13 protein-coding genes and 1 pseudogene are annotated in these 13,441 nt (G+C 42.7%); 12 read left to right on the forward strand and 2 right to left on the reverse strand.

What is annotated here, in order from left to right:
- Positions 1-18 precede the first annotated feature (18 nt).
- From V7K89_RS15415 to V7K89_RS15435, 5 genes and pseudogenes are all read left to right on the forward strand, one after another.
- Positions 19-225 carry an AMIN domain-containing protein gene (locus tag V7K89_RS15415; protein WP_335188487.1) on the forward strand — a complete coding sequence of 69 codons (207 nt, stop codon included), beginning with the start codon at positions 19-21 and terminating at the stop codon, positions 223-225.
- A gap of 175 nt (positions 226-400) precedes the next feature.
- Positions 401-1,573: a PepSY-associated TM helix domain-containing protein gene (locus tag V7K89_RS15420; RefSeq protein ID WP_335188489.1), complete on the forward strand. Its 1,173-nt coding sequence runs from the start codon at positions 401-403 to the stop codon at positions 1,571-1,573.
- Between the two features lie 194 nt (positions 1,574-1,767).
- Positions 1,768-1,989: pseudogene (locus V7K89_RS15425) on the forward strand (hopanoid biosynthesis associated radical SAM protein HpnJ); the annotation flags it as partial.
- A complete protein-coding gene (locus V7K89_RS15430) occupies positions 1,978-2,460 on the forward strand; it encodes a glycosyltransferase (RefSeq protein WP_335188518.1) in 483 nt (160 codons plus the stop codon). The pseudogene V7K89_RS15425 and the gene V7K89_RS15430, both read left to right, overlap by 12 nt.
- 95 nt (positions 2,461-2,555) lie before the next feature.
- Positions 2,556-3,161 (forward strand): CDP-alcohol phosphatidyltransferase family protein, encoded by a 606-nt coding sequence (locus tag V7K89_RS15435; protein WP_335188491.1) that lies wholly within the window; start codon positions 2,556-2,558, stop codon positions 3,159-3,161.
- Between the two features lie 65 nt (positions 3,162-3,226).
- Here the strand turns inward: V7K89_RS15435 and V7K89_RS15440 are convergent, their stop codons facing one another.
- Positions 3,227-4,159 carry a hypothetical protein gene (locus tag V7K89_RS15440; protein ID WP_335188493.1) on the reverse strand — a complete coding sequence of 311 codons (933 nt, stop codon included), beginning with the start codon at positions 4,157-4,159 and terminating at the stop codon, positions 3,227-3,229.
- Positions 4,160-4,636: 477 nt separating this feature from the next.
- Between V7K89_RS15440 and V7K89_RS15445 the strand changes: the two genes are divergently transcribed.
- From V7K89_RS15445 to V7K89_RS15465, 5 genes are all read left to right on the forward strand, one after another.
- Positions 4,637-5,350 (forward strand): 2OG-Fe(II) oxygenase, encoded by a 714-nt coding sequence (locus V7K89_RS15445; RefSeq protein WP_335188495.1) that lies wholly within the window; start codon positions 4,637-4,639, stop codon positions 5,348-5,350.
- Between the two features lie 274 nt (positions 5,351-5,624).
- Positions 5,625-6,380 (forward strand): phosphocholine cytidylyltransferase family protein, encoded by a 756-nt coding sequence (locus V7K89_RS15450; RefSeq protein WP_335188497.1) that lies wholly within the window; start codon positions 5,625-5,627, stop codon positions 6,378-6,380.
- 258 nt (positions 6,381-6,638) lie between these two features.
- Positions 6,639-8,294, forward strand: a complete 1,656-nt coding sequence (gene aepX, locus V7K89_RS15455) for a phosphoenolpyruvate mutase (RefSeq protein WP_335188499.1) — start codon at positions 6,639-6,641, stop codon at positions 8,292-8,294.
- Positions 8,295-8,341: 47 nt separating this feature from the next.
- Positions 8,342-9,742, forward strand: a complete 1,401-nt coding sequence (aepY, locus tag V7K89_RS15460) for a phosphonopyruvate decarboxylase (protein WP_335188501.1) — start codon at positions 8,342-8,344, stop codon at positions 9,740-9,742.
- A gap of 63 nt (positions 9,743-9,805) precedes the next feature.
- Positions 9,806-10,894: a 2-aminoethylphosphonate aminotransferase gene (locus V7K89_RS15465; protein ID WP_335188503.1), complete on the forward strand. Its 1,089-nt coding sequence runs from the start codon at positions 9,806-9,808 to the stop codon at positions 10,892-10,894.
- Positions 10,895-10,924: 30 nt separating this feature from the next.
- Here the strand turns inward: V7K89_RS15465 and V7K89_RS15470 are convergent, their stop codons facing one another.
- Positions 10,925-11,104, reverse strand: a complete 180-nt coding sequence (locus tag V7K89_RS15470; RefSeq protein ID WP_335188505.1) for a hypothetical protein — start codon at positions 11,102-11,104, stop codon at positions 10,925-10,927.
- Positions 11,105-11,119: 15 nt separating this feature from the next.
- Between V7K89_RS15470 and V7K89_RS15475 the strand changes: the two genes are divergently transcribed.
- On the forward strand, positions 11,120-11,596 hold the full coding sequence (locus V7K89_RS15475) for a hypothetical protein (RefSeq protein ID WP_335188507.1): 477 nt from the start codon (positions 11,120-11,122) through the stop codon (positions 11,594-11,596).
- Between the two features lie 445 nt (positions 11,597-12,041).
- The coding region (locus V7K89_RS15480; protein WP_335188509.1) for a HEAT repeat domain-containing protein at positions 12,042-13,441 on the forward strand (1,400 nt) is incomplete at its 3' end.

Raw genomic sequence — 13,441 nt, forward strand, 5'->3', positions numbered from 1 at the left:
AATATAGAGAATAATTTAGTGGTTAAAATCACTCAAGTCAAGGTGAACACCACAAATAAAGGAATTGACATGATTTTAGAAACAACTGCATCCGACAAATTGCAAATAGATATCAAAAGTCAAGGTAATAACTTTATTGCTGATATTAAAAATGCTCAATTGTTTCTGCTATCAGGTAACAAATTTAGCCATACGCACGCAGGTCAATTTCAAAAAACTATTTGATGTGGACTACTTTGACACTGCCTTTAACGACCTGCGTGTTTTTCCGGGTGAGCCGTTCACCGTGCAAGCCACGAAATCGTAGGAGTTCTGATCTTCCCTAGCCCCCTGAAAAGGCTACTGTGTATACACAAGTCTTTTAAGGGCGGTAACAAAACTAAACCAAGGATCGTCCGCCATGAACTCTAAAAAAATCCGCGACCTAGTATTTACCCTACACCGCTACATTGGTTTAGCAGTAGGAATGATTGCAATTATCGTCGGCTTGACTGGTAGTCTATTGATTTTCCACTCAGAAATTAGCAGCTTCGATCAGCAGCACCAAATTGGCACCATTACTCCTCAAGGTGAACAACTGCCAATTGAGGTTGTCCTGAACACTGTGAAAAAGATATATAGCAATCAACCAGATGCAACTCTCCAGGCGATTTACCTGCCCTCGAAGCCAAATGAGCCGATGAATGTTGTCCTGAAAACCAAGGAAAAGGACTGGACAGAAAACTACGTTAACCCATACACAGGAGCGATTCTCGGCAATAACTTAAAGCCAAGTTTTGTGAATAAGTTTTATGAAATCGCCTACCCACTTCACTATGCTCTTTTAGGAGGTGATATTGGCTATAAGTTTGTAGGCATTATTGGTTTACTGATGTCCTTCATGAGCATTACAGGCATTATCCTTTGGCCCGGTTGGCGCAGGTTGATTTCTGGCTTCAAAATTAAGTGGAATGCTCATCCCAAACGGGTTAACTTTGATGTTCATAAAGTTGCTGGCGTTGTGACAGCAGTATTTCTGATATTTGCATTCTTTACAGGATTTTGCTGGAGCTTCGGTGAGTTCATCAACCCGATGATCTATGCTGTGACTTTTTCCAAACAGCAACCGACTCCGGTATCTGTTCCGATTGCTGGTAAGTCTGCGCTCGGACTAAAAGAACAATTAAAAACGGCTATTGCTGCTTTACCGGATGCAGCGCTCAGGAGTATTTATTTTCCAAGTAAACCAGAAGAAGTCTTAACGGTTAGCTTTAAACTTCCCCAAGAAACTGAGGACTATGGTCAAAGCAGTGTTTACCTCGACCAATATAGTGGTAAAGTTTTGCGAGTGGATAGTTCTTTGAAGGTGTCGTTAGGCGATCGCATCATCAATTCCTTTGTCCCTCTGCACTATGGTACTTTCTGGGGACTGCCATCCCGAATTTTCTACGTATTTGTTGGACTTGCACCATTAATTTTGTTGATCACTGGCTTTGTGATGTGGCGATATCGTTATCGGGCAAAACTACCAATAGCGATGCCTACGGCAACCCGTTCGTGTAGCGTCTCCGACAGGAGAAGCAGGAACGCCTAATAGAAATATCACAGTCACGCCGTAATTAACTGATAAATATTATTGGGCGTTGCTGATTCCAAATATGAATTTACTTCACGCAGAGGCGCAGAGTCGCAGAGAGTAAGAGTTGAGAAGAGTTGATTTTTGAATTTCATATTCAAATTCAGCAACGCCAGATTTTATTTACGAATCAGCTCTGAAGAGTCTTACAGAATGAACAGCAAGCGATCGCAATTAGTAAACATCTGTGGCGATTCAAACTGACTTGGAGTTGCAACGCCCGTGCCAATTTGGACTATGACACCCTCAAACAACTATGCGATAATGGCTTGTGCCTACTATTAGTGGGATTTGAATCTGGCAATCAACAGATTTTGGATGGGATTAAGGAAGGCATCAGGCTAAAAGTAGCGTGGAAGTTTATGGAAAATTGTCAAATAACTTTTTTTGCTGCTTCCCAGGCAATTAATCGAGAGTTTCATCCACCTGTTAGTATCCTCAAACCCATTTGTGGGCTTGATAGTAATGCTTATGAAAACCTAGCCTCATTTTGTCAGCAGGACTATCCAAAATATCAAATCATTTTTGCTGTGCGAAATTCTCAAGACCCTTGCATAGAGGTTGTAGAGAAAATCATCCACAATTTTTCAGATTTGGATATTTTGCTGATTGTAAGCGATCGCGTCATCGGTACAAACCTCAAAGTTAGCAATTTGGCCAATACCGCAGCCAAAGCTAAATACGAAATTCTAGTCCTTGCTGATAGTGACATCCGAGTTGGAACAGACTATTTGCAAAGAGTTATCCAGCCGTTGCAAGACGGAAACATGGGTGTAGTTACCTGTATGTATCGATCCTTAACTCAAGGGAAGACAAAAGTTATGAATTATCAATTAAGGTTTTGACTGATAGGGGCGCATAACAGCACCTAGCGCGTGTTGCATCCAAATGAGAACCGCTATATATATATTCCAAGACCACATCAAATTTAAGTTCATCTATGACCACAAAGCCTTGGGATGCTCAACTTGCTTACTGGCTAATTAAACCTCTAAAAGATAGTTGGATAAACCCTAATCATCTTACTACAGTGCGACTTTTGACAGGGTTGGCGGCGGCTGTCGCACTTGCAGTTGGTGATACCATTTGGGTTAACATTGGTGCATGGCTATTTGCTTTATCTAACTTTCTCGATCATACAGACGGTGAATTAGCTCGTTTGAGTGGGAAAAGCAGCAAATGGGGACATCAATATGACCTTGCTAGTGACGCTATCATCCACATTCTTTTATTTGTGTGTATTGGATATGGTCTTAGGGAGGGAAAATTTGGTTGGTGGGCGTTGCTGATGGGGATAGTATCTGGGGTGTCTGTTGCTTGCATCTTTCATTTGCGAAACCAAATGGAACAGCGTTTAGGTAAAGACGCCAGCCGTCAACCAAATTTTGCCGGGTTTGACATTGAAGACGTGCTGTATTTGTTTCCCATAGTTCCCTTACTGAATGGACTAGAACCGTTGCTAATGGCAGCGACAATTGGTGCGCCAACTTTTGCAGTATGGGTAATTTGGCAATTTCGGGCACTCCCGCAGCTTGAATCAAACTAATATAACGGGGCATTGGGTAGAAAGCTAATATAAAATAGGCTTTTCAGCTTTACCCATCCCTCCACTTAAGTTTGGGGGCGTGGTAAAGTTCGGTCTAAAAGATAATTAGTACTAAAGTAAAACAAAGCAATTAAGATGATTGCTGGTAATGTTACCGATAACATATTTCTTGTTTTTTCTGAACCAGATACTTCAATAGCAACAGTTAGCAGAATTGCAGTCATCCCATTCTGATGACCAAACATAACTCTTGCCTTGTTTGCTATTGACTCCTTTATAAACAATAAAGTGACAATAACTTGTCCTAAGAAGAATGTGGAAAACGCCAAAATTCCGCCAGATAACCAATCTAAGCTGAGATTGGTAGACAATAAACCAATAACAATCACACTCAAATAAAAAATAGGAGTAATGATTACTTCTAATTTTTCCGATGCAATCGGTCTTAGGAATATACCTGAAAATGCTGGCAAAACAAATGAATCAGATAAAACACTGTAAATAATAATTATTACTATAAAGATTATTTCTAAATACTTTTTAGTATCTGTATGTATTGTATTTAACCACTTACTCAAGTAATAAACTGTAAGACAGCCAACAATATCAGCAGCAATCCGCACAAAATATTGACTAACACTTAAATTAGTTGAGACTAGCAGTGGTAGAAAAATGTAAAAAGCAAATAGTACAGTAATTGGGTCATCAAAACTAGTCCAAGCCCTCAAGATAGTCTCCGATTTTCTGCTAATTTTGCTGTTATCAAGAGATTTAGCTGCGGCAATTGGATCCATTTGAGCAATCACTGTTGCACATAAGTAAGCGATGGGAGCAATACTAGGTGAAAAAAGAGCTAAAAGAAAACCAGGTAGGATGATTTTTATTGGGACTCCGAAAACTAAAACCCTACCAATTAATCCGAGATTACTTTTAAATAAAGTTTTATCAATAGCTAAAACATTGATGTATAAGCTCAGTGCGATCGCAGTATTCATCATTTCTTCAAGATAGGGAATGTTTCTGACATTGATGCCAAACCAAACTGCAAACCAATGAGATGCAAATCCCAATCCGAGTGACAGAATACCTAATTTCAGCATTTTTGAAACACTAGTATAAATAACAAGCATATCATTATTTTTACAAGTATTTCTATAACCCTGATTTAAAGGTTGAGTTAGGTCGAGGGAGAGTATTATCTCTCTTGACTTAACTCAATACTTGGTAGCGTAAGTATGACGAAATGGAGATTTTGACCAATGGATCAAAGCAATACAAAGGCAGCAAAACTTGCATCTCACGGCGTTTGTGGAAAATACTGCAAGGAAGATGAGTGATATCCTAAGTCCGTACACTGTGGCTCATGCTATACGTTGCAAAATTTCAGGAAGCGAAAGATTTTTTTTAAAGTTCTACAATTACTAGAGTGAATGGTATGTTTATTTTTGCAATCCTCTATTAGTATCAAATTATCAATGGAGCTTCAAACTGAAATTGATAAAGCTATAGCAGCTGTTGATTACCAGAAACTTCAAGCTGAGTTTCAAGCTCAAAATGAATTTTTGGTAGTGGAGAACTTTGTACCTAACTCCATCATCGAGCAGTTCTTGGCGCTGTTGCCGTCTTTGGAACCTGCTATCAACCGTAACTATATTCCAAATCATAAAAAGGGTGGTAGTATCAGCCGCTATAGCTTAGATAACTTTGCTCCAATTTTTGGAGAGTTTTATCAACTCAGTGCCTTTTTTGACTTCCTCAACCAAATTACGGCAGAAAAACTCCTTCCCTGTCCTGATACTGATCCCCATACTTACGCGCTGTACTATTATACTGAGCCTGGAGATCATATCCAGTATCATTACGATACTTCTTACTATCACGGTAAACGCTATACAGTGTTGCTTGGTTTGGTTGATAATTCATCCAGTAAGTTAGAATATCAACTCTACAAAGATATTCCAGAACGGGAAACGCAAACGCGATCGCTCTCTATAACCCCTGGTACTCTAGTCTTATTTAATGGTGACAAACTTTACCACAGAGTTACTCCTTTGGGTGAAAATGAACAGCGCATTGTCTTGACTTTAGAGTATGTCACTGACACCGGCATGGGTATGCTAAAACGTTTTGTCTCGAATATGAAAGATGCGATCGCCTATTTTGGTTTTCGCCAAGTGTTTCGCTCTTAGCACCACCATCTTACATCCCTCCTACCTTCAGCCCTCTACCCCCAAGATGAAGTTAAAAGTCAAAAGTTAAAGGGCAAACATAGAACTGATGAAGTCTTAATTCTTTTCTTTTTACTTTTAGCTTTTGACTTACTAGCTCCTGCCTCCTGCCTCCTGCCTCCTCCATGTTAAGAATTAATTAACAAATATTGTCTTGGGCAAAAAACAGTCATTATTAAATACTGGGAAAAGTTCCAGATTTCCTGGTGTCTAAGCTACTGTTGGTGACTTGACGATGAAGGCAATTATCTTAGCTGCTGGCGTTGGACGACGCTTAGGTAAAGACGGGCAAATCCAACCCAAATGCTTACTGAAATTTAACGGCAAATCTTTATTAGAGCGCCATTTGAACAATCTCCATCATTACAAAATTGATGAAGTAGTGATTGCTGTGGGTTATCAAGCACAAAGAATTCAGGATGAAATCAAAGCATTAAGAGCCGAAAATTGGGTCAGTACAATTTATAATCCTGACTACACCAAAGGCAGCACAATCAGCCTCTGGACTGTACGTCAGCATTTAGTTGCTGGCGATGACATATTATTAATGGATGCAGATGTGTTGTGCGATCACCGCATCATTGAACGACTGGTAAAGACAAATATCCCCAACAGCTTTTTACTCGATCGGGATTTTGAACCGGGAGATGAACCCGTGAAGCTTTGTGTTAGAAATAATTATCTAGTGGAGTTTCGCAAACAAGTAGCTCCTGGTTTAGCTTATGATTTTGCGGGTGAGTCAGTAGGATTCTTTCGTTTTGGAAGTGCTGTTGCTCATCATCTTGCTACTCGCACAGAACAGTATGTTGCAGACAGACGCGATCATGAACCTTATGAAGAAGCCATTCGGGATCTGCTCTTAAAAACTCCAGAAACATTTGGCTACGAAGACATCACTGGCTTACCTTGGATCGAAATCGATTTTCCCCAGGATATTCAACGTGCCCAAAATGATATTTTACCTCAGATAGAAGTCGCAGAAAATGTCTGAAAATATCTTCATTTATAGCAGTTTTGGTTTGGATGCATTACAATTTGACCTCTTTCCTAAAAGGCTACAGTGTACACACATCTTGGTAATGAAGCCCAAACCCTGGATTTACCCCCCTTGCCAAGGGGGAGTTAGAGGGGGTCAGAAGGACTTGTGTGTACATCGTAGCTCCTCTTAGGAGAGGGTTAGGGTGAGGTCTGTATTCCATGCAATTGAAAATCGCTAGCCATATTATATAGGTTGAGAAAAGCAGAATAAATGCATCAAATATTTGCACCCATTGATACCGCTGCAAAATTAAATAAAAGTGCCCAATTACGGTTATTACTAGAATCGCCTCAACTCGACTTCATCATGGAAGCTCACAATGGGATTAGCGCCCGGATTGTGGAAGAGGCTGGATTTAAAGGAATTTGGGCGAGTGGATTAGCCCTTTCGGCTCAATATGGCGTTCGGGATAATAATGAAGCCAGTTGGACTCAAGTTGTGGAAATGCTGGAGTTCATGTCTGATGTTACCAGCATCCCGATTTTGTTAGACGGGGATACTGGTTATGGCAACTTTAATAATATGCGCCGCCTGGTCAAAAAGTTAGAACAGCGAGGTATTGCTGGAGTCTGTATTGAAGATAAGCTTTTTCCCAAAACCAATAGTTTCATCAACGGTAGTCGCCAAGCCTTGGCTGATATTGATGAATTCTGCGGCAAAATTAAGGCAGGTAAAGATAGTCAGACAGACCCAGATTTTTGCATTGTCGCCCGACTCGAAGCTTTGATAGCCGGGTGGGATCTCTCTGAAGCAATGCGCCGAGCTGAAGCTTACCACGCTGCCGGAGCAAACGCCATTCTGATTCACAGTAAATCATCGCGTCCTGACCAAGTGCTAGCCTTTGCTAAAGAATGGGCGGGTCGTTCTCCGTTAGTGATTATACCGACCAAATATTACAGCACGCCTACTGATGTTTTTCGCAAAGCTGAAGTTAATTTGGTCATCTGGGCAAACCATCTGATTCGAGCTGCTGTTGCTAGTATGCAAGCCATCGCCCGTGAAGTGAAAGCCAGCGAAACTTTAATCAACATTGAAGATGATATTGCTCCTGTAAAAGAAATTTTCCGGCTACAGGGTGCGGATGAACTCCAAGAAGCTGAAAAACGCTACTTTAACAACGGACGACAAAATACCCAAGCGATCGTTCTGGCTGCTAGCAGAGGTCAAGAATTAGCAGGATTGACGCAAGATAAACCAAAAGTAATGTTACCCCTTGGAGGTAAACCTCTACTCAGGTTGTTGGTGGACAAATTCAAGAAACTTGCCATCAATGATATTACCGTTGTCGCCGGTTACAAAGCAGAAACTATCAATGTTGCGGGGACTAAAGTTATCCGCAACCCAGATTATGAAACAACGGGAGAATTAGTATCCTTAGCCGTAGCTCAAACTAGTTTTGGCGATGAGATGCTGGTACTTTATGGGGATTTACTATTTAGAAGCTATATCCTACGAGATTTATTAGAATGTCCCGGAGAAATTGTGGCTGTAGTTGATTCTGTGGTCAACAGCAAGTCTGTTAGTGGTTCACCTGACTACGCTTATTGCTCAATTCCAGACGATCTTTCTCTGTTTGGACAAGATGTTAACCTGTTGAACGTTTCTAAAACAACACAAACACAATTCGGAAAGTCTAGCGGACGCTGGATTGGGATGTTGCGCTTACGAAGTCAAGGTAGAGAGTGGGTGAGTGAAGCACTCAATGAGTTGCAAAAACGGCCGGAATTCAATAGTCTGGGTTTGCCAGAATTATGCAATTATTTAATCGAGCAAGGCAAACCGATCAAGGTGCTTTATATTCGTGGTAACTGGTTAGATGTTAATTCTTTGGATGATCTTGACCTTGCTTTTCAATTAAAACAATAGGAGTGGGGTATTAGGCATTGGGCATAAGGAATTGTGAGATTAAAGTTTTGAGTTCAGAGGTCGAAGGTTTGCGTTCAGAAGTCGAAGGTTTGAGTTCAGAAGTTAAAGTTTTGAGTTCAAAAGTCAAAGTTCCAAGTTCAGAAGTCGAAGGTTTGAGTTCAGAAGTCGAAGTTCCGAGTTCAGAAGTCGAAGTAATAATATTTCCTCTCAACTTTCCAGTCCCCAATTCCCCTTCCTCACTCCCTACTCCCTACTCCCCATCTCTTAATATGATCCAGGCAGAAGAATTTGTAGAAGCTGCGCGTAATCTTGGCTTTGGGTGGTACACTGGCGTACCCTGTTCTTTTCTCACGCCTTTTATTAACTACGTCATCAATGACGTTCAACTTAAATATATCTCCGCAGCCAATGAGGGAGATGCTGTAGCGATCGCCGCCGGAGCCGCAATTGCTGGTAAACCAGCCGTGGTGATGATGCAAAACTCTGGTTTGGGTAATGCAGTTAACCCGCTAACCTCCCTCACTTACATCTTTCGGATTCCACTGCTGCTGATTTGTACCTTGCGAGGCGATCGCTTGTTGCAAGATGAACCGCAACATCAATTAATGGGGCAAATCACAGATAAGTTGCTGCAAACAATGACTATACCTTGGGAATTTTTTCCCACAGAGGCAGCAGAAATAGAACCCGTTCTACAAAGAGCCACAGCCTATATGCAACAAAAACGCTGTCCTTATGCTTTAATTATGCGTAAAGGAGCGATTGCCCCCCATGCACTCACCCGTTCTTCTATCCCCGAACGAAAAAATAGTGTTAGCGCTCATATTCAGCAAAGCTTTTTTCGGGATCACAAAGAACAACGCATTTCTCGCAGCGAAGCATTGGCTCGGATTGTGGAACTCATCGATCCAGAAAACACTGTAGTAATTGCCACCACCGGATACACGGGACGCGAACTCTTCGCTAGTAAAGACAGCGCCAATCATCTTTACATGGTCGGCTCGATGGGCTGTGCTTCCTCAATGGCATTGGGACTATCTTTAGCACGTCCAGACCTGAAGGTAGTAGTAATTGATGGGGATGGAGCAGCTTTGATGCGAATGGGTAATTTTGCTACCATCGGCACTTATGGCGGTGCTAACTTAACCCATATTCTTTTAGATAATGAAGTCCACGATTCCACAGGTGCACAAGCCACCGTTTCTGCGGGTATCTCCTTTGCTAAAATTGCCGAAGCGTGCGGTTATGGCGTCACATTAGCCGGAGATGACCCAGCGATTTTAGATGCCTTATTTACCGCAGATAGCGATACTAGACCTAAATTCGCTCATTTAAAAATCCGTCCCGGAACTTTAGAAAAGCTACCCAGACCCAACCTCACCCCGGAAGAAGTTTTACAACGCTTCATGAAACATATTGGTTCTGACCTTATAATTCCTAATTCGTAATTAATAAATTCAAAGTACAAACTCTTAATTTATTAATGCCCAATGCCCTATGCCCTATGCCCTATGCCCAATAACAAAATAATTTTACTAAATCCCGGCCCCGTTAATTTGAGCGATCGCGTCAGAAAAGCCCTGTTGCGTCCCGATTTGTGTCACCGTGAGGTGGAATTTTCCCAACTTCAAAACAGAATCCGCGAACAATTACTTCAAGTTTATGGTCTTGAAAGCGATCGCTGGGCAGCAGTTCTCCTCACGGGTTCTGGAACCGCAGCAATGGAAGCGATGATTAGCAGTCTAGTACCCACAGACGGGAAATTACTAGTAATTGAAAACGGTGTATATGGCGAACGACTATCTAAAATCGCCAAAATCCACGGTATTAATTACATTACACTTTCCCATCCTTGGGATGCCGAAATCGATATCAACGGTTTAGTCAAACTCCTGGATGAAAACACCGATATCACCCACCTTGCTGTCGTCCATCACGAAACTACTACTGGTCGCTTAAATAATTTGGCGGAACTTGCGCCAATTTGCCAAGAACGCGGCATCAAACTATTAGTAGATGCAGTCAGCAGCTTTGGTGCTGAGAAATTAAATTTTGCAGATTGGGGAATCACCGCTTGCGCTGCGACAGCGAATAAATGTCTGCATGGTGTCCCCGGAACGTCCTTTGTTATCCTGCAACGGGATGCACTGCCCTCAGTAGACACAATTCCCCGCACCTTATATTTAGATTTAGCAACCTATTGCCAGCAACAAGACCGAGGCGGCACACCTTTTACGCAATCAGTACAGACATTTTATGCTTTAACAGAAGCTTTGCAAGAAATGGCAGAAGCAGGAGGTTGGCGTACCAGACACAGCCATTACAACCAACTTGCCAGCTTAGTCAAAGACGGATTAGCCTCAATCGGAATTAAACCCCTACTTCCTCTAGGCAGTTCATCCGTTGTCTTGAATGCCTACTATTTGCCAGACGGTTTCAGCTATGAAGAATTTCACGACCAACTGAAAGCACAAGATTATATTATTTATTCTGGACAGGGAAATTTAGCCAAATCTATTTTCCGAGTCTCGACAATGGGAGCTATTACCCACGCTGATATGGAACGCTTTGTTGGCGTTGTTAAGGAAATTATTCGGTAAACTGACTTGAAGCGTAAGTTTTACCCCTCCCTAACCCTCCCCTTGTAAAGGGGAGGGAACTAGATTTTCTGGTTTCCCCCCTTTCCAAGGGGGGATTAAGGGGGGTAATTCGACTTGTGGTACAACCAGAGAGGTTATTTTCCCTACTCCCCATTCCTTAAATACTGTGCGATCGCATTTACCAGTGGGAATCATAACAAACAGATTCATTACGGTAAATATCCAATGGCATACCAAAACATTATAGGCTCCCTTACCCCAGCAGATATCCGAGAAATTAAAGCAGCCTTTGCGACTATCCAAGCAAAGATGCCTTTTCTCGTTACCCTGAGTGTGGAAGAACGACGCAAGTTATTTAAGATGGGCGATAAAAGCCTAGCTTTCGTCAATACCAGCCTGACTGCGGCCCAGTCTAACCGAGAAATTCTCCCAGCCAGCTTTGATGTAGATGATTTTGTCCGGGATTATCAACTTGCAGCAACGCTTACCGAACTTTTGATTGGATTGCGACAACTGACAGAACAAGTAGATGATACCTTAATGGCAGTTGGCAGCGAAGCAATGGGCAGCAGTTTGACAGTTTATGATTACGTCAAGACTGCTGCTAAGAAAACTCCAGGGTTAAAAAGTCTTGCCGAACAGTTAGGCGATCGTTTTAAGGCTATTAAAAATAAACCTGCTAAAACTAACTCTGGTTCATAGGCTGAAAATCTTGCCAAAGATACCGGAAGAGTCAAAGGGGAAAAGTTAAAGCGAGATTTAATTCCTTTTCTTTTCCCCTTTTTATTTTATCAACTAGTGAATGAGTCTTTAATACTCGTGGACGAGTCTTTGATACTCGTGGACGAGTCTTTAATACTCGTGGACGAGTCTTTAATACTCGTGAGCGAGTCTTTGATACTCGTGGACGAGTCTTTAATACTCGTGAGCGAGTCTTTGATACTCGTGGACGAGTCTTTAATACTCGTGAGCGAGTCTTTGATACTCGCGGGAGAGTCTTTAATACTCGTGAGCGAGTCTTTGATACTCGTAAATGAGAATCGCCTACTACTTGTTGCTACCAAATTGCATTCTCAATCAGGAATTAGGAATTGCAAGGTTGTTATTATACTCATAACCGCGTGTAATCTGCCACCTTGCTCCAAACATGGTCACAACTCCCCGCCACCGCAGTAAGCCTTCCCCCCTTATCCTTTATCCTTTAGCCTTCATCCTTTCCTTCCTTTTTTGTCTACCTTGGGTTAGCGCCAAAGAAACCCCCAAACCCAAACCCCAAGATTGGCAGATTAACGGCATAGTAGCAGCCCTTGACAACAGCTACGACGAAGTGAAGAGATATGCTTTTGAGAAATTAGCTGCATATGAGCTAAAAGACTTGAAAACCGTGGTTAAGAAACCGGAGGAAATTGCCCAGAAAGTTGCCAACATCCTTAAGGATGAAAAGGTTGCCTCATCTGTTCGTGGCAGTGCGGCAGAGGCATTGAGCAACTTCGGGCAGGCGGCGGCGAGATACATCCCTGACATCCTCAACTTCCTCAAGGGTGAAAAGGTTGACTCATTTGTTCGTGGCAAGGCGGCTTATGCATTGAGCGACTTCGGGCAGGCGGCGGCGAGATACATCCCTGACATCGCCAACATCCTCAAGGATGAAAAGGTTGACTCATATGTTCGTAGCAATGCGGCTTATGCATTGAGCGACTTTGGGCAGGCGGCGGCGAGATACATCCCTGACATCGCCAACATCCTCAAGGATGAAAAGGTTGACTCAGATGATCGTATCAGTGCGGCAAAGGCATTGAGCAAGTTCGGGCAGGCGGCGGCGAGATATATCCCTGACATCCTCTACATCCTCAAGGATGAAAAGGTTGACTCATATGTTCGTGGCGGTGTGGCAGTGGCATTAAGCAACTTCGGGCAAGCGGCGGCGAGATATATCCCTGACATCCTCAACATCCTCAAGGATGAAAAGGTTGACTCATATGTTCGTCGCAGTGCGGCAGAGGCATTGAGTAACTTCGGGCAGGCGGCGGTGAGATACATCCCTGACATCCTCAACTTCCTCAAGGATGAAAAGGTTGACTCAGATGATCGTATCAGTGCGGCAAAGGCATTGAGCAACTTCGGGCAGGCGGTGGCGAGATATATCCCTGACATCCTCTACATCCTCAAGGATGAAAAGGTTGACTCAATTGTTCGTGGCAAGGCGGCAGAGGCATTGAGCAACTTCGGGCAGGCGGCGGCGAGATACATCCCTGACATCGCCAACATCCTCAAAGATGAAAAGGTTAACTCATATGTTCGTAGCAATGCGGCTTATGCATTGAGCGACTTTGGGCAGGCGGCGGTGAGATACATCCCTGACATCGCCAACATCCTCAAGGATGAAAAGGTTAACTCAAATGTTCGTGGCAGTGCGGCAGTGGCATTGAGCAAGTTCGGGCAGGCGGCGGCAAGATACATCCCTGACATCGCCAACATCCTCAAGGATGAAAAGGTTAACTCAAATGTTCGTGGCAGTGCGGCAGTGGCATTGAGCAAGTTCGGGCA

It is taken from the genome of Nostoc sp., assembly GCF_036917515.1.
Lineage (GTDB): Bacteria > Cyanobacteriota > Cyanobacteriia > Cyanobacteriales > Nostocaceae > Nostoc.